This window comes from Streptomyces sp. NPDC004721 (genome assembly GCF_053601495.1).
Map to the genome: position 1 here is coordinate 15,686 of NZ_JBSGBZ010000001.1, position 22,577 is coordinate 38,262.

The following is a 22,577-nucleotide window of genomic DNA, read 5'->3' on the forward strand; positions in this document are numbered from 1 at the left end:
CGGCCGCGCGGCGGCGGTACCGCCCGGGTCAGTGCTGTGACCGGAAAGGTTTGCGAGCCGGTGAACCTTTCCGGTCGCAGCACTAGCGGGCCACCACCATCCCCGAGTCTGCCCGCTCAGCCCTGCGGAGCAACGCGGCGGCCAGCAGGCCACCGAGCAGCACGGCCACCGCTCCCACCAGCTGACTGGTCTCCAGCCCGGCGGAGAACGCGTCGGTCACCTGCTTCTTCTCGGCGGCCGACCCCGCCGCGGCCAGGGCCACCGGCAGGGACACCGCCGCGAACCGGGAGTTGAGCACCGCCCCCAGGACGGCCACCCCCAGTCCGTTGCCGAACTCCGCGAGCGTGCCGTTGATGCCCGCCCCGACACCCGCCTTGGCCGGCGGGATCGCGCTCATGATGGCGTGGGCCATGGCCGGGTTGGCGATCGCACAGCCCGCGCCGATCAGCAGCAGCCCCAGCAGTGTGCCGCCGTAACCGCCGGAGGCGAGCGTGGCGATCGACACCAGCCCGCCGGACATCAGCACCATGCCCAGGCGGATCGCCACCGGGGTGCCCAGCCGCGTCGTCCACCGGGCCGCGAGTCCGGTGAAGTTCAGCGCCACCACCGACAGGGCGAGCGGCGCGGTGCGCAGACCGGCCTCCAGGGGGCCGTAGCCGAGGACGAACTGAAGGTGCTGGGTGAGGAGGAAGAGCGCGCCGCCCATACCGAAGGTGATCAGCACCGCCCCGGCGACCGCGCCCGTGAAGCGGCGGTCGCGGAAGAAGTGCATGTCGAGCATGGGGTAGGGGATCCGGCTCTCGTAGAACGCGAAGAGGGCGAGCACCACCACCGCCACCGTCGCCGTGACCAGCACCCGCGTCGACGTCCAGCCGTGCGCGGGGCCCGAGATGATCGCGTACACCAGCGAGGTCATGCCGATCGTGGACAGCAGCGCGCCGAGCAGGTCGGGCCGGTCCCCTCGGGGGTTCCTGGACTCCGGGACGAGGGCGAGGACCGCGATCAGGCCCAGTACGGCGACCGGCAGGTTGATCAGGAAGATCGCGCCCCACCAGAAGTGGTTCAGCATGAAGCCGCCGATCAGCGGGCCGATCGCGAAGCCCAGGGCGTTGACCGCGCTCCAGATGCCGATGGCCTTGGGGTGCTCGGCCGGGGCGAAGATCTGCATGGCCACGGCGAGCGTGGTGGTCAGCAGCAGCGCGCCGCCGACGCCCATGCCCGCGCGGGCGGCGATCAACTGCCCGGTGGAGTCGGCGAGTGCGGCGGCCAGCGAACCGATGCCGAACAGAACCAGCCCCGCCACCAGCATCTTCTTGCGGCCGTACCGGTCGGCGCCGCTGCCCGCGGTCAGCAGCAGCCCGGACTGCACGAGCGAGTACGCGTTGATCATCCACTGGATGTCGGAGGTGGCCGCCCGCAGCTCACGGGTGAGGGACGGGATCGCGACGTTCAGAACGGTGTTGTCCAGCAGCACGGTGAGCTGGGCGAGGCAGATGACGCCGAGGATCAGCCAGCGCTGGGGATGGCCCTGGGCGGCCTGGGAGGAGGTCTGCTCCCGCGAGGTCGTCGACATGTTATACACCGTATAGGGCTGTCGAAGCGGGCTACCGCGGCGCGTGCGGCGACGATCGGGGGTCGGCGACGCCATCGGGCGTCAGCGGCACGTGCGGCAACGATCGGGCGCCGGCGGCGCGTGCGGCGACGGCCGGACGTCAGCAGCGGGGAGAGTGTCGCCTCACGCGGCGGGCTTGATCAGATAACCGGCCCCGCGCCGGGTGTGGATCATCGGTTCACGACCGGCGTCGATCTTCCGCCGCAGGTAGGAGATGTACAGCTCGACGACGTTGGCCTGCCCGCCGAAGTCGTACGACCAGACGCGGTCCAGTATCTGGGCCTTGCTGAGCACGCGGCGCGGGTTGCGCATCAGGAAGCGCAGCAGCTCGAACTCGGTGGCGGTGAGGTGGATGTCCTCCCCTCCCCGCGACACCTCGTGGCTGTCCTCGTCCAGGCAGAGGTCGCCGACCACCAGCACGGAGTCGGAACGCCGGTCGGCGGCACCCGAGCGCCGGATCAGCCCGCGCAGCCGCGCCACGACCTCCTCCACGCCGAACGGCTTGGTGACGCAGTCGTCCCCGCCGGCGGTCAGCCCGGCGATACGGTCCTCCGCGGCGTCCTTGGCGGTCAGGAAGAGGACGGGCACCCCGGGCAGTTCGCGGCGCAGCCGGCCCAGGACGGTGAGCCCGTCCATGTCGGGCAGCGTCATGGCCAGGACGACGGCGTCGGGCCGGAACTCGCGCGCGGCCCGGGCGGCGTCATGCCCGTCCCGCGCGCTGCGGATCTGCCAGCCCTCGTAGCGCAGGGCCATGGAGAGCAGATCGGTGATCGACGGCTCGTCGTCCACCACAAGCACCCGGACGGGGCTCCCGTCCGGCCTGAGCAGTTCGGTGTGCCCCAGGGGCGAGGTCGTGGTCATGGGGGCCACCCTTCAGGGAGCCTCTGAGAGCAGACTTTCACGCGTCTGTGATTTCCCTGAGAAACCCACAGGAGGTTCTCAGGAAACGCCTGGGAGGCGAGGTGGGCTCAGCCGCGGCGGCCCGGAACTTCCCCGACGGCCGGGACTTCCCCGGCGACCGGCACGCTTCAGAACAGCCCGTCCTGCAGCCCGTTCGGCCGCCCGCCCTGTACGCCCGCCCGGCTGCGCAACTCCCTTACCGGCACGGTGAATCCCACGCTTCGAGCAGGCCGCAGCCCCCAGCCGGCCATCAGCCGCGTGTCCAGCACGACGACCCCGCCACCGGCCGCCAGGTGCAGATCAGGCCCGGCGGCCGCGGCCAGCTCACCGCTCACCACTCCGCCCGCGACCAGCTCGGTCACCTCGCCCACGGCGGCCGGCAGACCGGCCAGCCCGAAGATCCCGGCGTGATCGACGGGCCGGAACGGCTCCCGCTGCAGCGTCTCGGGCCAGCCGCCGAGCGCGCTCGCCCGCGCGTGCATCTCCTCGATCTCGGCGGCCCGCTCTTCCTCCGTCACGGGAAGCGCTGACCGTACGGCGCGCTTCTCGGCGTACGGAATCCGGTCCGGGACCCCGAGCGCGGCGCGCAGCAACTCCTCGGTGCGGCGCGCCGCCATGAGCGGACCCGCGCCCAGCCAGCTGAAGCAGACGGCCCCCTGCTCAAGCAGCCGCGCGGAGCCCCGCTCCACGGCCGTGATCCCGGCCTTGACCAGGCCGGGCCCGAACCACGCCAGATATACGCGGTAGGGCCGCGGGTCGTCGGCGATCGTGTCCGCCGCCACGGAGTGCGCCCGCTCCAACCGCGCGCACTCCTCGCACCGCGCCCCCGCGCTCCGCCCCGGCACCGCCGCCCGGACCGGACACGCGTGCCCCCGCGCTCCGACGCATGTCCTCACTCCCCCTTCCGCGACCTCGAAGGCCACCTGTTTCCCCCACGGCAGCGCGCTCGACCGCCCGCCGTCCCACACCAGCACGGGACCGTCCGCCGACCACCGCAGCCCCGAGCACTTCCATACCCGCGTCATCCCTTGCGAGAGTACGGGCCCCTACTGACAACGCCTCCAGACGCGATCTCACTCGGCCGCCCGGTCAGGTCCGGGCGCGGGTGCCACGGCCGGGGAACGATCAGTCACGGACGTCGGCGACCCTGGCCCCGCGCTGCCCACGCCGCCTGCCCAGATCCCGCGCCAGGTCCCAGGCGATCGCAACACCGATCACCAGCCACCCCACACGCACCTACGGCGCACTGCTGCTACTGGCGGCTCCCCACACAGCCACGACGAGCTGCACCACCGTCCAGCCGTTGCTGTCGAGAAAAGACCGCTCCCGCCCCCCGACACCGCCTGCTCCCCCTACGCTCAGCCGACGGGCGTACCCCTGAAACGGCGTGCGAACGCCAACCGTTGCCCCCGCATCATCCAACAGCCCCTGAAACACATGAGGCCCCGGATCACTCCGGGGCCCAGCGGGCCGGGTCACTCGAACCCGCGACGAGGTGATCGGGCGCCGCGAGCTCCTGCTGAGTGCGTACGAGGTGCGGTCCCCGTACGACATGAGCGCGCCCACGTCACGGTACGATGCCGCCCGCTTCGAGCTGCGGGTGACGAACCGCAAACTGCAGATGTGGGACGGCACCACGCAGTTGTGGAGCCACCCGTGGCGGACACTGCGCCTGACCGCCGAAGGCAAGGTCCTCGTCGTCACGGACTCCGTGAGCCGGGACCTCTGGGGGACCTCCGAGGTCGAGCGGCAACGATGCCGCAGCTTCCCAAGCTGACATCACCTATCGCACCAGCGGGCGGGGTGCTTGGGCACCCCGCCCGCTGCGGTCATCGGTTCCGTCAGACGTCAGAGGACGTCTGCGCCCTGGCCGATGATCTTGATCCGGTCCTGCGCCGGCGGGGCCAGCGGGGCACTCGCCGAAGAGTGCGCGGTCAGGTAGGCGGCGAAGACGTCCAGGTCGGACGGGCCCACCAGCTTGTTGGTGCCACCGGTGAAGGCCGGGAAGCCGTCACCGCCGCCCGCCAGGAACTCGTTCATGGCGACCCGGTAGGTCTTGGCCGGGTCGAGCGGCTGACCGTTCAGCTTGACCGAGTCGACGACGATGCGGTCGGCACCGGTCTTGGTCAGGTCCAGGGTGTAGGTGAAGCCGTTGGAGACCTGGAGGATCTTCGGCGCGACCTCGTTGCTCCCACTGACCTGCTGCTTCAGTACGTTGATGATCTGCGCACCGGTCAGGTCGAGCACGTTCATCATGTTGGTGAACGGCTGCACGGCGAAGGCCTCGGCGTAGGTCACCACGCCGTCGCCCTCCGAGCCGGACGCCTTGTAGGCGAGGTCGGTGCGGATGCCGCCGGGGTTCATGAAGGCGATCTCGGCGCCGCCCTTGTCGGCCGGGGCCAGAGCCTCCAGCTGTGCGTCGGCGATGACGTTGCCCAGCGGCTTCTCGAAGGCGCTGCTGCCGGCGCCGTTGATGTCGGCGGAGACGTGACCGACGGTGCGGCCCGCGATGGGCGCGGCCAGCTTCTGGTAGGACGTGAGCAGATCGGTCATGTCCTGCGCCTTGGCCACGGTCCGGCGGACGACGTGGTTGGCGGCGGTCATCTGGCTGCGGACGACGTCGCCCGTCTCCATGTTGATCGGCAGGTTGAGCTCGGTGTAGAGCCGACCGAAGGAGGCGGCGCTGGTGACCAGCCGGGGCTGGCCGGCCGGGTCCATGACCGTGCAGTTGTAGCCGTTGTGGGTGTGACCGGTGAGGACCGCGTCGACCTCGGGGTCCACCTTCTTGGCGATGTCCACGATCGGGCCGGTGAGGCCGGCGCCGGGGGTGGGCGTGTTGCAGTCGTAGTCGTACGTGGCGCCCGACGCGAAGCCGCCCTCGTGGACGAGGGCGACGATGGTGCGGACACCCTTCTTCTTGAGCTCGGCGGTGTACTTGTTGATCGTCTGGACCTCGTCGCCGAACTTCATGCCCTTGACGCCCGAGGCGCTGACGATGTTCGGGGTGTCATGCAGGGTGACACCGATGAAGCCGACCTTGATGCCGTTCACGTTCTTGACCGTGTACGGGGGCAGGATCGTCTTGCCGGTCTTCTCGTCGGTGACGTTGGCGGCCAGGATCGGGAAGTCCGCACCCTTGAACTTCTGACCCTGGTTGAAGCAGCCGTCGACCGGGTGGCAGCCGCCGTTCGCCTGACGCAGCAGCTCGGCGCGCCCATGGTCGAACTCGTGGTTGCCGACGACGCTGACCTCGACGCCGACCTTGTTCAGAGCCTCGATGGTGGGCTCGTCGTGGAAGAGGCTGGACAGCAGCGGGCTGGCGCCCACGTTGTCGCCGTCCGACACGGTGATCGTGTTCTTGTGGCCCTTGCGGGCCTCGCGCAGGGCGGTGGCGAGGTATTCGACGCCGCCGGCCGGGGTGGAGACGATCGCGCCGTTGGCGTCCTTCTCCTTGACGGTTCCGGACGAGCCCGCCGGCGGCTCCAGGTTGCCGTGGAAGTCGTTGATCGCCAGCAGCTGCAGCTGCTCAACGCGGGCCTTCGCTTCCTTGTCGTGCTTCTCAGCCGGGTTGGCGAAAGCTGCGACCGGGAGAGCCAGCGCTGCCAGGCCCGCCGTGGCGGACCAGGCGAGCCGGGTACGGCGCCCGCGGTTGCCGCGGTGGTTGCCGGTTTTGTTGGTCTCGGGCAAGGGAGGTCCCCATTCAGCATGCACAGAGGGGTGAGCAGAACGGGGGCAGCCTAGAGTCAACGCGCGTAGCTATCAGCGCCCTGGAGATGACAGCGCGGTATCCAATGCATGTACCTCTGGTGCCGTTACGCAGTAGACCGCATCGGTGCAGTGGTTGGCGTCGATGACTTCGCGAGGTCGGCAGCGTCGTGTGTGGTGCTGGGGTGGGTGGACGGCCGGGCGCGCGCAGTCTCCTCGTGAGCCTGGGTGAACACCCGACCGTCCTGAGCCTGCTTGGCGCTCTCCGCGATGGCAACTGCGTGTGCTTCGTGCTCTTCGATGACCTCACGCTGCTTGGCCGTCCATCGCCTCAACTCGGCCACGGCAACCGTCGCGCTGACCACCTTGCCGGCACCATTGATCCGTCGTTCGAGATTCGGAAACCGATCCATGGCGGCAATGTCGAGCGTCAAGGCAACGGTCACGTCCAGATACCGGGCCTCATCGGCTCGCAGCAACTTGACCAGGTGGCAGGACACTTCGGAGCTGATCAACGCAATGCTCAGTCACGCCCCGGAGGACCGACCGGCGACCTACGAGGTCGGCAAAGCCCTGATCTGATCCCAAGGCCCCTTTCGCCGAACGTTCCCCGGGCGGCGGAGGCCGACAACAAGAAACCGGACCACCCCTCAGCCTGGACAGCATTCCGGGTGATCCGGTCGTGGAGCGATCATGCGCGTCTGTGTGCCGTCGTTGCCGTCAGCGCTGCCGTCAACGCCGAACGGTGGCGCCCCCGCCACGACGGCTTTCGGACCCGCCCGCCTCAGTTCCAGCCACACCGGCCTGGCTCCGTTTCCGGAGCAGCAAGCCCTAGTCTGATCCCCGTGAGGCAGGCAGGCGCTGGGAAGGATGATCGGCGATGAGGCCCCTGAGCACCGGGGACCCGGAGTCCATGGGCGGGTACACCCTTCTCGGTCGGCTCGGGACGGGCGGCATGGGAGTCGTCTATCTGGGAGTCTCCGCCTCGGGACGGCAGGTCGCGGTCAAACTCGTGCACGGGCCGTATGCCCAGGAGGAGGAGTTCCGGACGCGCTTCCGGCAGGAGATCGCGGCAGCGCGCAGAGTGAGCGGTGCCTTCACCGCGCCTGTCGTGGATGCCGACCCGGACGCCGACCGGCCGTGGATGGCGACGCTCTACGTGCCGGGGCTCACCCTCACCGAAGTCGTGGAGAAGGGCGGCCCGCTGAGCCAGCGGGAACTGCGCGCGCTGGGACTGGGGCTCACCGAGGCGCTGCGCGACATCCACCGGGTGGGCCTGGTGCACCGGGACCTCAAACCGGGCAACGTCCTGATGACCGAGGACGGGCCGCGCGTCATCGACTTCGGCATATCGCGTGCTTCTGACAGCCAGAACCTCACCACGACCGGGCGGATGATCGGCACTCCGCCCTTCATGTCGCCGGAACAACTGGCCTCTCCCCGAGACGTCACCCCGGCCTCGGACGTGTTCTCGCTGGGGTCACTGCTGGTGTTCGCGGCCGTCGGTGCGGGACCGTTCGACGCCGACAGCCCGTACATAACCGGCTATCAGGTGGTGCACGGGACCCCGGACCTCGGCGGGGTGCCCGAAGCGCTCCTGGGCATTGTCGAGCGCTGCCTTGACAAGGACCCGGCCGCACGGCCGGAACTGACGAACATACACCGCATGCTCCAGGCGCTGCCGGAATCCGACGCCACCGGTTCCCCTGAGACCGGGCAGTCCGCGCAACCCCGGCGCCGCCCCACTTCTCGGAGCGCGGCCGTCACCTCCGCGGGCGCCGCGACCGGCACCGGCACCGGCACCGGCAAGCGCCGACGAGTACGGGTGCTGCTCGCCGGCCTCGGCGCGGCGCTGGCCGTCACGGGGCTGGGTATCGGCGTGGGTGTCTTCGTGTCCGATTCGGACACCACCACCGCCTCCGGCGCCACCGCCACCGCCCGTGCCGCGTCACTGCCCGACGGCTGGCGGCCGTGGCAGACGAAGCTGCGGTACGACGTGAAGGGTGTCCCTCTCGACTACAACAGCCCCGGATGCGTGGCGGAGGGAAGCGCCCTGTTCTGTGGCGGTACGGGATTCACGGCCGCCAGAATCGACGCGGCCTCCGGCCGCACCCTGTGGCGGACCGGCACCCGCCCTCAGGGAGCGCAGCCGATCGGCGTTCGCGACGGGCTGGTCTACATGTACGAGGAACCGAACGACGAGACCAGGCGGGTGGTGGCCCTCGACGCCGGTACCGGGCACCGGCGGTGGCAACGCGACATCAACCGGGCCGAAAAGGCGGTCCTGTACAACGGCGGACTGCTGACCATGTCTCCCGACTCCTCGTGGTTCGTGGCCTACGGACCTTCCGGCAAGGAACTGTGGCGGGCGCCCTCACTGGACGAATACTGCACTCCGTCGGTGCTGGGAGGCGTCCCCTACGCCCTGTGCTCGGAGGGCACCGAGTCCGGCCAGGCCCCGGTCGAGCTGATGAAGCTCGGACCCGGCAGCCTGACCGAAACCGCCACACTGCCCAAGAAAGCGGAAGCGCTCGGCGCCGTCGGCGGACAACCACTGTTCCTCGCCCCCCAGACCGCGAAGGACGTGTACGAAGCCGGGTACGAACGGCCGTACAACGCGCTGCTGCGGGTGACCTCGGAAACCGGGCAGGTCAGACGGATACCGCTGGCACATCCGCTGACCGGCGCGGCCACCCTTGCGAACGGCGTCGTCTACTTCGTCCGGTCCGACGGGTCGGTCACCGCGGTGGCGGCGGACAGCGGCAAACAACTCTGGCAGAAGGTGACGGACGTGGAGAGTCTGTCCGCGCCCGCGGTGTCAGCGACGTACAAGCAGGTCTATTTCTCCAACCGCTTCGGCCGTCTGCTGGCATTGGACAGTCGCACCGGAGCGGAGGTTTGGCGCACCTCCGCACTGGACGACCCCGGGGACAAAGCGCAGGCCTACCCGCCGCGAGTGCTGCTCGTCAAGGACGCGATCGTGGCGATGGCCGGCGACACGGCCTTCTCCCGGAGTCTGGACGGGCCCACCTGACCGGCCGAGGCAAGCGCCGCGCACCGTGCGGATCAGGCGTGAGCAGGACGGACCCAGAGCACGACGGCTCGCTGCGAGGAACGTCGGCTTCAGGGACGCTTGTCCGGTGCCTCGACCGGTAGCCACTGCAGGGCCTGTGCGCCCGCGCGGAAGTCCGTGAGGTCCGCTTCCATGACCTGCGCCACAGATGCGCGTCCCTGCTTCACGAACAGGGCGCCGACGCCCGCATGATCATGGAAGTGCCAGGCCACAGCTCGATCCGCGTGACCGGTAGCCGTCTGATCAACCCCGCGCCCGTCCTCCGATGCGGTTGCCGTCGAACACTGCCGTCAAGATAAACGTCAGAGGCCCTATGGATCACTCCACAGGGCCTCTGACGTGCTGTGCACTCGGCAGGATTCGAACCTGCAACCTTCTGATCCGTAGTCAGATGCTCTATCCGTTAAGCTACGAGTGCTTGTTCTGTTTTTTGTCTTTGCTTCGGGCCCTTCCGGGCCGCTCGCGGCGACAGGAAGAACATTACATGACTGCCGCCGTCATGTGAAATCCGTTCCCCCCACCCCTTGTGACCTGCGGAAACAAGGTCTGGAGCGGGGCAGGGCCGACAACGCCGAAGCCCCGGCCTGAAGGGACCGGGGCTTCGGTGATCATGCGCGGAGGCGGAGGGATTTGAACCCTCGATGGGCTTTAAGGCCCAAACCGCATTAGCAGTGCGGCGCCATAGACCGGACTAGGCGACGCCTCCAGCACAACCGCTCACGCGAGCGCGCGAGTGGTGCGTGCAGATGATGACACAGCCGAGTGGGGTGTCACCAATCGCCCCCTACGGTACTAGGCAGGTGGGGCCCAGGGCAAAGTCCTTCTGATGGCGTCGGGCGGGTGGCGTCCGGGGCGCAACGTCCGAGGGCGCGAGGCGTTAGTCCAGGCATGACGCAGATCGGATCTTTCCCAGCCCGGCGTTCCGCGGTGTCGCGGGCGCTGGCACTCGGCGCCTGCGCCGTGTTCGCCGGGCTCGCCTCGGTCTCGGCCGTGCCCGCCGCCTCGGCCGCCGCGCCGCCACCCGTCCGGATCGAGGACCGGGCCGGCGACCACCTCACCGTCACCGTGCGGCACGCGGGCGCGGGCAGGGACGGGACGTACAGGCTGTACTGCCACCCGGCCAGGGGCAGTCACCCCGACGCCCGCCGCGCCTGCGACGTGCTCGACCGGAACACGCGCTGGGGGCGGGAGCCCTTCGCGCCCGTGCCCGACGGCAGCATGTGCACCATGCAGTACGGCGGTCCTGCCACCGCCCGCATCACCGGAACGTGGGCCGGGCGCCGCGTCGACGCGGCCTACGACCGCGGCGACGGCTGCCGGATCGACCGCTGGAACCGGCTCGTGCCGCTGTTGCCCGGCCTCGGCACCCCGAGGCCGGCCGCGGTGTCCCGTAGCGGCGCGTGGGCGGGAACGGGCGCGCAGACAGGGGCGGGCGCGCCGGCGCGTACCCGTGTGTAGGTGGGGCGGGGAACACAGGCACGTACCGGTGCGTAGGCACGTATCGAAGGTGTGGTGGACCGGGAGTCCGTAAAGGTCTCGCGGAGGTCGTGCGAAGTGAAATCATCCGGTCACAGGTTCGACGTCAACTCCGCGTGCGACCTCCCTCTCATCCGGCGTCGCGGGAGCAACCTCTGCGCATAGACTCCCTCGCGTGACACGCTGCGGGCCGGTTGGCAAGATGGCCTCCGCGGTCGGCAAGGTGCGGTGACAGGGAGGAAGCGTCTCGTGAGCAGCAGGCCATCTCGAGGCGCTGCTCGCCTCGCTGCCATACTCGACGCGCTGCCCGACGCCCTGGTGCTGGTCAACGCCAACGGCACCGTCGTCAACGCCAACACCATCGCGCTGGAGGCCTTCGAGACGCCGGGCACCGCCCTCGTCGGACGGGGCCTGCTCGATCTGCTGCCGCAGTTCGACTCCAGGCTGATTCCCGGCTCCATGCGCCGCCCCGACCAGATCGACCCGCGCGGGCGGACCAAGCCAACCCGGATGACGGCGCGGCGGACCGACGGGTCCGAGTTCCCGGTCGAGGTCACGAGCGCGAATCTGGAGAACAGCCAGCAGGCCTACGACGGCCACGGCTACAGCGGCGACGAACTGCTGATGCTGGTCGTCCGCGATCTGTCCGGCACCGTCGACACCGAGGCCGAACTGGCCCGTTCGCAGCGGCAGACCGAGATGATCCTGCGGGCCGCCGCCGAGGGTGTCGTGGGCACCGACACCGACGGGCGGATCGTGCTCGTCAACCCCGCCGCCGCCCAGATACTGGGCTACCGGGCCGGTGAACTCGGCGGCCGCGAGCTGCACACCCTCGTCCTGCACTCGCGCCCCGACGGCTCCCCCTTCCCGTACGGGGAGTCCCCGCTCGCCGACACCCTGCGCTCCGGGCGCAAGCACCGGGTGCGCGGGCAGGTGCTGTGGTCCAAGGCCGGCGACAAGGTCCCCGTCGATCTGACCACCGCGCCGGTGCGCGACGGCGACCAGCTCGTCGGCGCCGTCATGACCTTCACCGACCGGCGCCCCTACGACACGCTCGCCGACGAGAAGGCCGCCGAGGAGCAGCGCCACGAGGAGCAGCTCGAACAGCTCGCCGAGGAGCACGCCTCCGAACTCACCGCTCTGCGCCAGCAGCACGTCACCGAGATCGAGGAACTCACCGAGCGCCACGCGGAGCAACTCGCGGCGAACGAGGAGCGCTACGCCGCCCTCGGCGAGCGGGAGAAGGACCGCTACGAGGCGCTGGCCGGCCGGCACGAGCAGTTGCTGACCCTCCTCGGCGGCTCCCTGCGCGGGCCCCTGGACGAACTGCGCCGCGAGCTGGCCGCGCTCGCCGCGGACGACGCCGGACAGCTGTGGCCCGAGGCCAACCAGGTGCTGCACCACCTGTCGGCGGGGTACTCCCGGATCACGACGCTGATCGACAACGTCCTCGGCTACCAGCGCCTCGACACCGGCAGCGAGGAGATCACCCGGACGAAGGTGATGCTGGACGCGGTCGTCGCCGCCGGTGTCGACGGCGCCATTGAGCTGATCGGCCCCGGGCGGGTGCAGTTCGCCGTGCACGCGCCGCCCATCGAGGCCGAGGTCGACCCGCGGCGTCTGGCCACCGCGCTCGCACACCTCGTCGCGGACGTCGCAGGCGTCGACGCGACCGGGAACTCGCCCGTCTCGGCGGGCGGTTACATGGACAACACCGTCGTGGTGGCGGCGGCGCAGCGCGGTGAGGTCGTCCGGATCGAGGTGCGCGGACCGTACGCCGGGGGAGACCCGGTGCACGAGCCGATCGTGCGCGGGATCGTCCGGGCGCACGGCGGTGTGCTCCAGACCCACGAGGTGCCGGGCATGAGCGGCAGCGCGTACGTCCTGGAGGTGCCGCTCGGCGGCGGTGCCGGCGTCGTCGCGGCCCCGGCCCAGGTTCACGCCCTGGAGCCGGCCGCGGTTTCCGAAGAGCCTTCCCCGGCGGAGCCCGCCGTGGCCGAGCAGCCTCAGGGCGGCGGACGGCGGCGGGCCCGGCGGTCCTCGACGGACGCGTTCCTCGAGAGCGACAGCGAGGGGGAGACCGCCGGTGCCCCGGTGGCTCCGACCGGTCGACGCAGGCGGCGGGCGGCCGAGTCGTCCCAGGAGACCGGGCAGGTTCCGGCCCAGGACGCGGACGGCTCCGGCGGTACGGGACGGCGGCGCGGACGGCCCGCCGACGACGCGGCGGGCGTGTCCGAGGGTGCCGTGGTCATGGCGGCCGAGCACGGCGCGGGAACGGCGGCCTCGGGTACGGGACTCGGCGGTACGGTGCCGCCGCAGGGCGTACCCGCGCCCACCGGGCGGCGCGCCCGGCGCGAGGTCGGCCCGCCCGAGGCACTGCCGGCGGCACTGCCCGCGGCTGCCGACGCGCAGACCGAGGCGGCGCAGACCGAGGCGGTGGGCAGCGAGAACCCGGCGGCGCCCGGCCCGCAACCGACCGGCCGCCGCCGGCGTGCCCTGGCGGCGGCGACCGAGCGTGCCGCCGCGCAGGAGGCGGCTCCCCGTCCGGTCTTCGCCCTGCCGCCCGCGGAGGCGGACCGGCCCGCCGAAGGCCCGGAGACCGCGCAGGCGCTCCGGGTGCCGGCGCAGGGCGCCCCTGCCGTCGTCCCCCTGGGTGACGAGGGGCAGCACGAGGCCGTACCCCACGACCAGGCCGGCGACCACACGCCGCCGCAGCCGCATCCCACGAGCGCCCCGACGGGACGCCGGCGGCGGGCGGTGGCCCAGCCGCAGGACACCGCGGCCGCGGGCGCGACGCCCGCGCAGGGTGCACCGGGTGTTCCGGGTGCGCCTGCCGGGGCCGTGCCCGTGCCTTTGCCGGGCGCGCCCGCGCAGGGCACGGCCGGACCGGGCGTTCCGGTGCAGGCCGAGCCGGGGGGTGCCCAGGCGCTCCCGCAGCCTGTTCCTCAGATGACTCCGGGTCAGCCCGCCGTGCCGCAGGGCGTGCCCGGTCAAACCGTCGCACCGCAGGGCGTGCCGGGACAGTCCGCCGCCCCACAGGTGACTCCCGGTCCGCCCGTCACGTCACAGGGCCTGCCCGGTCACCCCGCCGTGCCCCAGGCGGCTCCCGGACAGCCGGGTGCGGGGCCACAGGCTCCCGGGCAGCAGCCCGTCCCGGGGCAGGCGCTGCCCGCGCAGCATCCGTCCGGACAGGCGGCCCTGCCGGCGCAGGTGCCATCGCCGGAGCACGGGGCCGCGGGTACGGCGCCCGCTCCCGCGCACGGCATCGTCGGTCAGCCGCTCCCCCAGCAGCCCGCCGCGCTCGCTCCCGCCCAGAACCCCGCCGTCCCGGCCCCGGCTCCTGCCCAGCCCTCCGCCGGGCCGCTCCCCGCGCAGCCCGTTCCCGCGCAGGGCATCCCGGTCCCAGGCGCCCCGGCTCAGGCAGTCCCCGGCGCGGGTGGCGGCCCCGTACCGCCGAACGCCATCGGCGCCGCCATGCCCCCGGCCCAGGCCCTTCCCCAGCCGCCCGCACCCGGTACCCCGGGTACACCGCCCCACGGCACCCCGGCCGCCGCCGGCCCCGCCCTGCCGCCCGAGCAGGCGACGGGACAGGCCGCCGTACAGGCCCAGCCCACCGGGCAGCAGCCCGTCCCCGCCACCGCGGCACCGCGCGCGGCCCAGCCGTTGCCCGCCGAGGCCGCCGCGCCCGTCGACCCCAACTCGACGCAGGGGCGGGCGATCAGCGTGCGCACGCTGGGGCAGGGCGTGCCGTTCAGCCGGCAGGCGGCGCAGGCTCAGGCACCGCAGCCGCCGTCGGCCACGCCGCCCCCGCAGCCGACCGGGGGTTCCGGCCGCCGCCGCAAGCTGGGCACTCCGCCCGACCCGACCGCCGCCGCGCGCCCGCAGACGCAGACCCCGCCGCAGGCACAGCGGCCGGACCAGACAGCCCGCCCGCACCCGCCGGCCGAGCAGCCCTCCCTGGGCGGACCCGCCATGGCCGTCGGCACCGAGGGCGGCGGACGGTCGTACGCCATCGGGGCTCCGGACGAGAACGCCGCCGAAGGGCCCGAGCCACTGGACGGTCCCGGCGGTGCCGTGGAGGTCGCGGACACCCCGCGGCCGCAGCCGATGGACGACGAACTGCCGCCGGAGCCGCTGGACAACCCGCGCCGGCTGCTGGTCTGGCCGGCCCCCGACATCACCACCCAGCAGGCGCTGAGCGACCGTGGCTACCGGCCGGTCATCGTGAACTCGCGCGAGGAGGTGGACGCGCAGATCGCGGCCTTCCCCGCCGCACTGTTCGTCGACCCGCTGACCGGGCCGATCACGCGCACGGCCTTGCAGTCGCTGCGGCAGGCGGCGGTCGCCGCCGAGGTGCCGGTGCTGGTCACGGCCGGACTCGGGCAGGCGACGCGCGAGGCGGCCTACGGCGCCGATCCGGCCGTACTGCTGAAGGCGCTCGCGCCACGCGACAGCGAGCAGCATCCGCCGCGTGTGCTGCTGATCGAGGAGCACGCGGAGATCGCGCTGGCGCTGACGGCGACGCTGGAGCGGCGCGGGATGCAGGTGGCGCGGGCCGCGAGCGACAACGACGCGGTGACGCTCGCCGGCCAGTTCCGGCCGAACCTGGTCGTGATGGACCTGATGCAGATGCACCGGCGCCGCGCCGGGATCCTGGACTGGCTGCGCGCGAACGGGCAGCTCAACCGCACGCCGCTGGTCGTCTACACGGCCGCCGTCGACCAGGCCGACCTGCCGCGGCTGGCCTCGGGCGAGACGGTGCTGTTCCTCGCGGAGCGGTCCACCAGCGCCGAGGCGCAGAGCCGGATCGTCGACCTGCTGGCCCGCATCGGTACCAACTGACCGACTGGCCCACGGTCCTACGACGCGGGGGCGCCGGGACGGGGATGCGTGGTGCTCCCCGTCCGGCGCCCCGCCGTCGTACGCGTGCGTGTGCCGTCCGGTCCGCGGTCAGATCCGGGTGATGTCCAGCTCTCCGGCGGCGTACTGCCTGCGCAGCACCTTCTTGTCGAACTTGCCGACGCTCGTCTTCGGAACGGCCTCGATGATCGTCCAGCGTTCCGGGAGCTGCCACTTGGCGATCCCGCGCTCCTCCTGGAGGAAGACGCGCAGTGCCTCGAAGCCGGCGATGGTGCCTTCCTTGAGGACGACCGTGGCCAGCGGGCGTTCGCCCCACTTGTCGTCGGGGACGGCGACGACGGCGGCCTCGGCGACATCCGGGTGGGACATCAGGGCGTTCTCCAGCTCCACTGAGGAGATCCACTCGCCGCCCGACTTGATGACGTCCTTGGCCCGGTCGGTGAGGGTGAGGAAGCCGTCGGGGCTGATGGTGCCGACGTCGCCGGTCTTCAGCCAGCCGTCCTCGCTGAACTTGTCGGCCGGGCGCAGTGGTTCGGCGCCGGGGCCGTTGTAGTAGGCGCCGGCGATCCACGGTCCGCGGACCTCCAGCTCGCCCGCGGACTCGCCGTCCCACGGGAGGCGTTCGCCGCCGGGTCCGGTCAGGCGGGCCTCGACGCCGGCCGGGAAGCGGCCCTGGGTGAGGCGGTAGCCGAACTCCTCGTCGGTGCCGACCGCGTGGGCCGGCGGACGGGCCACCGTGCCGAGCGGGGAGGTCTCGGTCATGCCCCAGGCGTGGCAGACCCGCATGCCCAGCCGGTCGAAGGCCTCCATGAGGGAGGGCGGGCAGGCCGAGCCGCCTATGGTGACCTGGGTGAGGGCGGAGACGTCGCGGGGCCGGGCGGTCAGCTCGGCGAGCAGCCCCTGCCAGATGGTGGGCACGGCGGCGGCGTGGGTCGGCTTCTCCCGCTCGATCATCTCGGCGAGGGGAGCCGGCTGCAGGAAGCGGTCCGGCATCAGCAGGTTGACGCCGGACAGGAAGGTGGCGTGCGGCAGGCCCCAGGCGTTGACGTGGAACTGCGGGACGACCACGAGCGTGGTGTCCTGGTCGGTCAGGCCCATGGACTCGCTCATGTTGACCTGCATGGAGTGCAGGTAGACCGAACGGTGGCTGTAGACCACGCCCTTGGGGTCGCCCGTGGTGCCGGAGGTGTAGCACATGGCGGCGGCCTGGCGTTCGTCCAGCTCGGGCCAGTCGTAGGTGACCGGCTTGGCCGCGATCAGGTCCTCGTACTCGTGCACCCGGGCGTGGGAGCCGTCGAGCGGAGTGCGGTCGCCGGGGCCCGAGACGACGACGTGCTCGACCGTCTTGAGGTGCGGCAGCAACGGGCCGAGCAGCGGGATCAGGGAGCCGTTGACGATGATGACGCGGTCGGCGGCGTGGTTGACGATCCAGGCCAACTGCTCGGCGGGCAGGCGCAGGTTGAGGGTGTGCAGCACCGCGCCCATGCACGGGATCGCGAAGTACGCCTCGACGTGCTCGGCGTTGTTCCACATGAGCGTCGCCACACGGTCGTCGGCCGCGACGCCGAGGTCGTCGCGCAGGGCGTGCGCCAACTGGGCCGCGCGCTCGCCGATCCCGGCGAAGGAGCGGCGGTGCGGCTCGCCGTCACCGGTCCAGCTGATCACCTGCGACGCCCCGTGGATCGTCGACCCGTGGGCCAGGATCCTCGAGATCAGCAGCGGTACGTCCTGCATGGTGCTCAGCACGGCGTCCTCCCGGGGCGGCGTCGCCTACGCGGTGGTAAGGGCTGCGCTGATTCTGCTCACATACCGCATGGTATGTCACTAGGCCTGGACGATCGATCACACAACGTTCCCCCAACGGTCAGCGCACGCACACCAGTTCCGGATCCTCCCGCAGCTTGCCGAGCGCCCGCGACACCGCCGACTTCACCGTCCCCACGGATACTCCGAGCACCTCGGCCGTCTGGACCTCGGAGAGGTCCTCGTAATACCTCAGGACGACCATCGCCCGCTGCCGCGCGGGCAGCTTCATGATCGCCCGCCACATGGCGTCGCGCAGCGCCTGCTGCTCCGCCGGGTCGGTCGCGCCGGGCGCCGGCTCCGGCTCGGGCAGTTCGTCGCAGGCGAACTCGTCGACCTTCCGCTTGCGCCACTGCGAGGTGCGGGTGTTCAGCAGCGCGCGGCGCACATAGCCGTCGAGGGCCCGGTGGTCCTCGATCCGCTCCCACGCCACGTACGTCTTGGTGAGCGCGGTCTGCAACAGGTCCTCCGCGTCGCTCGGGTTCGCGGTCAGCGACCGGGCGGTGCGCAGCAGCAGCGGCTGCCGGGCCCGCACGTACGACGCGAAGGACGGGTATGCCGGAGTCCCGGTCGCCGGTACGGCGGCTTTCGACACGCTGGTGCAGACGGGTGTGGTCATGGCTCCACGCTAGGAGCGGCACCCGCTCCCGCGGATCGCCCGCAGGTCCCGCAGCCGAGTCCGCCTCAGGTTGTAGGGGTGGGGTCGACCGCACCTCCTGAAGGTGGAGGAACGGGGCATGTGTACTGCGGGTTCACCCCTGGGGGTCGTCCTGGACGGCATCCCGGGCGACCGGCCCCCCGGGCGCGGCCACCTGAGGCGGTCGCACGGAACACGTCTGCGCGGCGGCGCCGAAGCACCGCCGCGCAGAGGTGTGTTACGTCCCCACGAGCACACCCACCAGGGGGGTCAGGGCCGGCGGGTCCCCAGAGTGCGCGCCGGCCCGCCCCGGCTCACCACAGACGGGTGAAGTGGATGACGACGTTCTTGTTGCCCTGCCGGATGGCCGTGAACGCGGAGCGGTTGACCTGTGCGGTGTTGCTCTGGTTCGAGGCGCCTGAGCCGACCGCCTGCTGCTGCGTGGTGGACGAGTTGCCGCTGTTGTCGCGGCCGACCCCGCTGCCGACGACGCCCGCGACGCCCGCGTTCGATCCGTCGCCCGCGATGGCTCCCGTGCCCGCGGCGGCGACGCCGGTGAAGAGCGCCGCGGCGAGGGGGATGGCCGCGGCGGCGGCGAGAACACGGGCGGTACGGATGCTTGCCATGTTGCTCCTCCAGTACGAGGTACACACCGGCCGCCTTGCCGGGGAGTACGTGAAGTACGGCTTTCACCTGGGCAGTTGGCCGACCGCCCGGGCCTTCTCACGACGTCGCGAGATCAGAGTTGCCCACCGGAACCCGGCGAACCACCCCGGAACGCCTGATTCGCACGCAAGCGTGAGGACATATCGATAAACCCCTTTCACCACCTTTCCTGCCCCCGTAGGCTTCGACGAGGGCGACTCGGGCCACTGCTCCCCAAGCGCCGCAAGGGCTGAGGCGTTCCTCCCGAAGCCGCCCGAAAACCCCGCCCCACGGCGTGCCGCGCCCGCCCCCTTTCCTTTTTCGAACGTGCGTACGAACATGGAAGCATGGCCACCATCGACCGGCAGGCCACGACGCTGGCCCTCGCGCACGCCCTGTCAGCCGCCGAACGCGGACTGGCCGTCATCCCCCTGTCCCGGACGAAACTCCCGGCCCTGCGCTCCCCCCACCGCGACGGCCCCGACCCGGTGGGCCCGCCCGGTCCGCCCTGCCACGGTGAGTGCGGCCGCTTCGGCCACGGGGTGTACGACGCCTCCACCGACCCGGCCCGCATCCGGGAACTGTTCGCAGCCGCCCCCTGGGCCACCGGCTACGGCATCGCCTGCGGACTGCCGCCGCACCATCTGATCGGCGTCGATCTGGACACCAAGACCGGCACGAACGCCTCGGCGGCCCTGCGTGAGCTCGCCCTGCGCCACCTGTTCACCATTCCCGCCACGGTGGTCGTCCTGACCCCCAGCGGCGGCCGCCACCTGTGGCTGAGCGGGCCGCCCGACGTCGTCGTCCCCAACTCGGCCGGACGCCTGGCCCCCGGCATCGACATCCGCGGCGCCGGCGGCTACCTGGTCGGCCCCGGCTCCCGGACCGGACACGGCGTCTACGCCACCGCCCCCGGCACCGCGCACCTCGCGCCGGCCCCCTGCCCGCGCGCCCTCCTGCGCCTTCTGCTCCCCCCGCCCCGCACCGCCCGCCACCCCGTACCGCCGTCGGCGGGCCGGCGCGGCGAGGGCCTGGTGCAGTTCGTCCTGGGCGCCCACGAGGGCCAGCGCAACACCCGCCTGTTCTGGGCCGCCTGCCGCGCCTACGAGGACGGCATCGGCCCCGCCCTCGTCACCCCGCTGGTCGACGCGGCCCTGCGCACCGGCCTGACCGAACGCGAGGCCCGCGCGGCCATAGCCTCCGCGGCCCGCCTGACGGGCCACCACCTCTGAGCCCCCGACGAGAACGGCCCCGAGCGGGCGCCGGATCATCGGCCCGGCCGGCTCCGCCGCCGGTCGCACGGCGGCGGTCTCGGAACCACACTGGTCAGTGGGGCGCCCCCACTGGAGGCGCGTCCCCACGACGGAAGGACGGATCCATGCCCACGGACACGCCTCCCGGCCCGCTCCGGTTCCTGGTCTTCGGCGCGGCACTGCGGACCGGTTCGGCCAACGCACGCCTCGCCTCCCTCGTGGCCCGGCTCATCTCCGACACCGGTGCGACCGTCGACCTCGCCGGAATGCACGACTTCGACATGCCCTTGTACGACGGCGACATGGAGGCGACCGACGGGCTGCCGCAGGGCGCCCTCGCCCTGCGCGACCGGCTCGAGCAGAGCGACGCCTTCGTCATCTCCTCGCCGGAGTACAACGCCTCGGTGCCGGGAGTGCTGAAGAACGCGATCGACTGGGTCTCCCGTGTCCGGCCGCAGCCGTTCAAGAGCAAGCACGCGATGCTCGTCTCCGCCTCGCCGTCCCTGATCGGCGGCAACCGCGGGCTGTGGGCCCTGAGGGTTCCCCTGGAGCACCTGGGCACCCGCGTCTACCCGGACATGTTCAGCCTGGCCGACAGCTACCAGGCCTTCACCGAGGACGGGACGCTGGCCGACACAGGGCTGCAGCAACGACTCACCGAGACGGTGTCGGGTTTCCTGAGCCTCGTCGAAGCGGACGTGCGCTACGTGTGCCTGGAACGCCGGTGGTACGAGTTCCTGGGAGACCGCACCGAGGCGGCCATCACCCAGCGGGCCGAGTCGTGACGCTGCGAGTTGGCCGCAGGTCGGCCGCACGCCCTGGTCAGTGAGGGGAAACCGGTGAGTCCGGGGGAGACAAGGTCACGCGGAAGGGGTGCCGCTCCGCAGAGTGGCACCCCTTCTGACCTGCAAGCTTCTTACCTGCTGCGGTGGGTGTGGGATTTGAACCCACGGTGACATCGCTGCCACGACGGTTTTCAAGACCGTTCCCTTAGGCCGCTCGGGCAACCCACCCCGCGCCGCTCGTGCGCGGCGGCGCGGGGACAAGACTAACGGGTTGGCAGGCGCGCGTGGGATCAGCTGTCGCCGACGCGGGAGCCGAGCGTGAGGTCCGCCGTGCGCTCCTGGCCGTCACGCTTGTAGGTGACGGTGACCTTGTCGCCGGGCTTGTGGGTCCAGATCTCGCCGATGAGGGTGGGGCCGGAGTCGATGACCCGGTCGTCGAGCTTGATGATGACGTCACCGGGCTTGAGGCCGGCATCGGCGGCGGGGCCGCCCGGTTCGACCGGGGCCGATCCGCTGACGCCCTGATCGGTGATCTTGGCGCCGTTGGTCGTGTCCTGCAGGGAGACCGACGCGCCGATCTTGGCGTAGACGGGCTTGCCGGTCTTGATCAGCTGCTGGGCGACGTACTTGGCCTGGTTGATCGGGATGGCGAAGCCGAGGCCGATCGAGCCGGACTGACCCGCGCCCCCGAGGCCGCCGCTGCTTGAGGACTGGATGGCGGAGTTGATGCCGATGACCGCGCCGCGCGCGTCAAGGAGCGGGCCGCCGGAGTTGCCCGGGTTGATGGAGGCGTCCGTCTGCAGGGCGCTCATGTAGGAGGCCTTGCTGTCGGAGCCGCCGTCACTGGAGGCGACGGGACGGTTCTTCGCACTGATGATGCCGGTCGTCACCGTGTTCGACAGGCCGAAGGGCGCGCCGATGGCGATCGTCTCGTCGCCGACGGCCACCTTGTCGGAGTCGCCGAGGGCGAGCGGCTTGAGGTCCGAGGGGGCGTTCTTGAGCCGGATGACCGCGACGTCGTAGCCCTGGGCGTGGCCGACGACCTCGGCGTCGTACTTCCTGCCGTCGGGGAAGGTGGCGCTGAGCTTGCCGCCGTCGACGGCTTCGGCCACCACGTGGTTGTTGGTGACGATGTGGCCCTGGGTGTCGAAGACGAAGCCGGTGCCGGTGCCGCCCCGGCCGCCGCTTCCCTCGGCCTCGATGGTGACCGTGCTCGGCAGGGCCTTGGCGGCCACGCCCGCGACCGAGTTCGGGTCCCGCTTGATCTGCGAGGCGCCGTTGTCGGAGGCGGAGACCGTGGTGGAGCTGCTGTCGTCGTTCCTGGCCAGTGTGTAACCGAGGCCGCCGCCCAGTCCGCCGGCGACGAGCGCGGCCACCAGGACCGCGGCGACCAGGCCGCCGCGCCGGCCGCCGGGCTTGGGCGCGGGCTGGTGCTGCTGGTACGCGGCGCCCCAGCCGGAGCCTCCCGCGCCGCCGTCCCCGTAGGCGGGCGCGGCGGGGGACGGGGGCGGCCAGGAGCCGTCGGCGGGCGAGCCCTGGACCTGCGGTGCGGGCGCGCCGGCCTCGCCGTGGGCACCCGGGACGTGCGGAGGCGCGTCCGGGGGCTGAGGTGCGGACGGGCCGCCCTGGGGGGCGGCCGGGTGCGGGGAAGCAGCGGGAGTATCCACCGGCACGGGAGGTGCGGACGGCGCCGGGGGTACCGTGTTGCCCTCGTTCTCGGTGCTCACAGCTCTTCTCCTTGGTCCACGGCTGTTGTTGTCGGTCGCACTCGGCCAGCCATGCCCGCCGGTGACCCGGCGCGCTCCAGCTGTGCATGTGCAGGTGTGTA

The 22,577-nt window shown here is 71.8% G+C and carries 17 protein-coding genes and 3 tRNA genes; 7 read left to right on the top strand and 13 right to left on the bottom strand.

All coding sequences use genetic code 11. The features are described from left to right. Positions 1–82: 82 nt before the first annotated feature. The 3 genes from ACWEK3_RS00105 to ACWEK3_RS00115 all read right to left on the bottom strand — a co-directional run bounded on the left by ACWEK3_RS00105 (position 83) and on the right by ACWEK3_RS00115 (position 3,537). Positions 83–1,573, bottom strand: coding sequence for an MFS transporter (locus ACWEK3_RS00105; RefSeq protein ID WP_450543347.1), 1,491 nt, complete (start codon positions 1,571–1,573; stop codon positions 83–85). Between the two features lie 162 nt (positions 1,574–1,735). After that, a complete protein-coding gene (locus ACWEK3_RS00110; RefSeq protein ID WP_388728835.1) occupies positions 1,736–2,473 on the bottom strand; it encodes a response regulator transcription factor in 738 nt (245 codons plus the stop codon). Positions 2,474–2,640: 167 nt separating this feature from the next. After that, positions 2,641–3,537 carry a DUF2797 domain-containing protein gene (locus ACWEK3_RS00115; RefSeq protein ID WP_450543343.1) on the bottom strand — a complete coding sequence of 299 codons (897 nt, stop codon included), beginning with the start codon at positions 3,535–3,537 and terminating at the stop codon, positions 2,641–2,643. A 470-nt stretch (positions 3,538–4,007) separates the two neighbouring features. Here ACWEK3_RS00115 and ACWEK3_RS00120 point away from each other — a divergent pair, with 470 nt between their 5' ends. Then, positions 4,008–4,289 carry a hypothetical protein gene (locus ACWEK3_RS00120; RefSeq protein WP_453248559.1) on the top strand — a complete coding sequence of 94 codons (282 nt, stop codon included), beginning with the start codon at positions 4,008–4,010 and terminating at the stop codon, positions 4,287–4,289. Positions 4,290–4,360: 71 nt separating this feature from the next. Here ACWEK3_RS00120 and ACWEK3_RS00125 read toward each other — a convergent pair whose 3' ends face one another. Then, positions 4,361–6,199, bottom strand: a complete 1,839-nt coding sequence (locus tag ACWEK3_RS00125; RefSeq protein ID WP_453248560.1) for a bifunctional metallophosphatase/5'-nucleotidase — start codon at positions 6,197–6,199, stop codon at positions 4,361–4,363. A gap of 125 nt (positions 6,200–6,324) precedes the next feature. Further along, a complete protein-coding gene (locus tag ACWEK3_RS00130) occupies positions 6,325–6,732 on the bottom strand; it encodes a hypothetical protein (RefSeq protein ID WP_453248561.1) in 408 nt (135 codons plus the stop codon). A 365-nt stretch (positions 6,733–7,097) separates the two neighbouring features. On the opposite strand from ACWEK3_RS00130, the gene ACWEK3_RS00135 reads away from it, so the two are divergent. Beyond that, positions 7,098–9,251 carry a protein kinase domain-containing protein gene (locus ACWEK3_RS00135; RefSeq protein WP_453248562.1) on the top strand — a complete coding sequence of 718 codons (2,154 nt, stop codon included), beginning with the start codon at positions 7,098–7,100 and terminating at the stop codon, positions 9,249–9,251. 89 nt (positions 9,252–9,340) lie between these two features. Here the strand turns inward: ACWEK3_RS00135 and ACWEK3_RS00140 are convergent, their stop codons facing one another. Then, complete coding sequence (locus ACWEK3_RS00140) at positions 9,341–9,502, bottom strand: hypothetical protein (RefSeq protein ID WP_450540848.1); 162 nt, start codon at positions 9,500–9,502, stop codon at positions 9,341–9,343. Here ACWEK3_RS00140 and ACWEK3_RS00145 point away from each other — a divergent pair. Then, on the top strand, positions 9,428–9,589 hold the full coding sequence (locus tag ACWEK3_RS00145; RefSeq protein ID WP_450540857.1) for a hypothetical protein: 162 nt from the start codon (positions 9,428–9,430) through the stop codon (positions 9,587–9,589). The two genes, ACWEK3_RS00140 and ACWEK3_RS00145, sit on opposite strands and share 75 nt — an antisense overlap. A 46-nt stretch (positions 9,590–9,635) precedes the next feature. Here ACWEK3_RS00145 and ACWEK3_RS00150 read toward each other — a convergent pair. Together ACWEK3_RS00150 and ACWEK3_RS00155 are read right to left on the bottom strand one after the other, a co-directional pair. Beyond that, positions 9,636–9,708 (bottom strand) — tRNA-Arg (locus tag ACWEK3_RS00150). Positions 9,709–9,905: 197 nt separating this feature from the next. Continuing rightward, positions 9,906–9,996: transfer RNA gene (locus ACWEK3_RS00155), tRNA-Ser, on the bottom strand. Positions 9,997–10,178: 182 nt separating this feature from the next. Here ACWEK3_RS00155 and ACWEK3_RS00160 point away from each other — a divergent pair. Together ACWEK3_RS00160 and ACWEK3_RS00165 are read left to right on the top strand one after the other, a co-directional pair. Beyond that, complete coding sequence (locus ACWEK3_RS00160; RefSeq protein ID WP_450540846.1) at positions 10,179–10,748, top strand: SSI family serine proteinase inhibitor; 570 nt, start codon at positions 10,179–10,181, stop codon at positions 10,746–10,748. 267 nt (positions 10,749–11,015) lie between these two features. After that, positions 11,016–15,608 (top strand): PAS domain-containing protein, encoded by a 4,593-nt coding sequence (locus ACWEK3_RS00165; protein ID WP_453248563.1) that lies wholly within the window; start codon positions 11,016–11,018, stop codon positions 15,606–15,608. A 108-nt stretch (positions 15,609–15,716) separates the two neighbouring features. Here the strand turns inward: ACWEK3_RS00165 and ACWEK3_RS00170 are convergent, their stop codons facing one another. From ACWEK3_RS00170 to ACWEK3_RS00180, 3 genes are all read right to left on the bottom strand, one after another. After that, positions 15,717–17,372 carry a long-chain fatty acid--CoA ligase gene (locus ACWEK3_RS00170; protein WP_450540843.1) on the bottom strand — a complete coding sequence of 552 codons (1,656 nt, stop codon included), beginning with the start codon at positions 17,370–17,372 and terminating at the stop codon, positions 15,717–15,719. A 118-nt stretch (positions 17,373–17,490) separates the two neighbouring features. Further along, positions 17,491–18,048, bottom strand: coding sequence for a SigE family RNA polymerase sigma factor (locus tag ACWEK3_RS00175; RefSeq protein ID WP_453248564.1), 558 nt, complete (start codon positions 18,046–18,048; stop codon positions 17,491–17,493). A gap of 332 nt (positions 18,049–18,380) precedes the next feature. Further along, complete coding sequence (locus ACWEK3_RS00180) at positions 18,381–18,692, bottom strand: hypothetical protein (RefSeq protein ID WP_453248565.1); 312 nt, start codon at positions 18,690–18,692, stop codon at positions 18,381–18,383. 366 nt (positions 18,693–19,058) lie between these two features. Here ACWEK3_RS00180 and ACWEK3_RS00185 point away from each other — a divergent pair, with 366 nt between their 5' ends. Further along, the gene (locus tag ACWEK3_RS00185; RefSeq protein ID WP_453248566.1) at positions 19,059–19,943 is read left to right on the top strand and encodes a bifunctional DNA primase/polymerase; all 885 of its coding nucleotides are present in this window, start codon (positions 19,059–19,061) and stop codon (positions 19,941–19,943) included. A 146-nt stretch (positions 19,944–20,089) separates the two neighbouring features. Then, positions 20,090–20,749, top strand: coding sequence for an NADPH-dependent FMN reductase (locus ACWEK3_RS00190; RefSeq protein ID WP_361424600.1), 660 nt, complete (start codon positions 20,090–20,092; stop codon positions 20,747–20,749). 141 nt (positions 20,750–20,890) lie between these two features. Here ACWEK3_RS00190 and ACWEK3_RS00195 read toward each other — a convergent pair. Then, positions 20,891–20,977: transfer RNA gene (locus ACWEK3_RS00195), tRNA-Ser, on the bottom strand. A gap of 62 nt (positions 20,978–21,039) precedes the next feature. After that, positions 21,040–22,476, bottom strand: a complete 1,437-nt coding sequence (locus tag ACWEK3_RS00200; protein WP_450540839.1) for a S1C family serine protease — start codon at positions 22,474–22,476, stop codon at positions 21,040–21,042. Between the last annotated feature and the right edge of the window lie 101 nt (positions 22,477–22,577).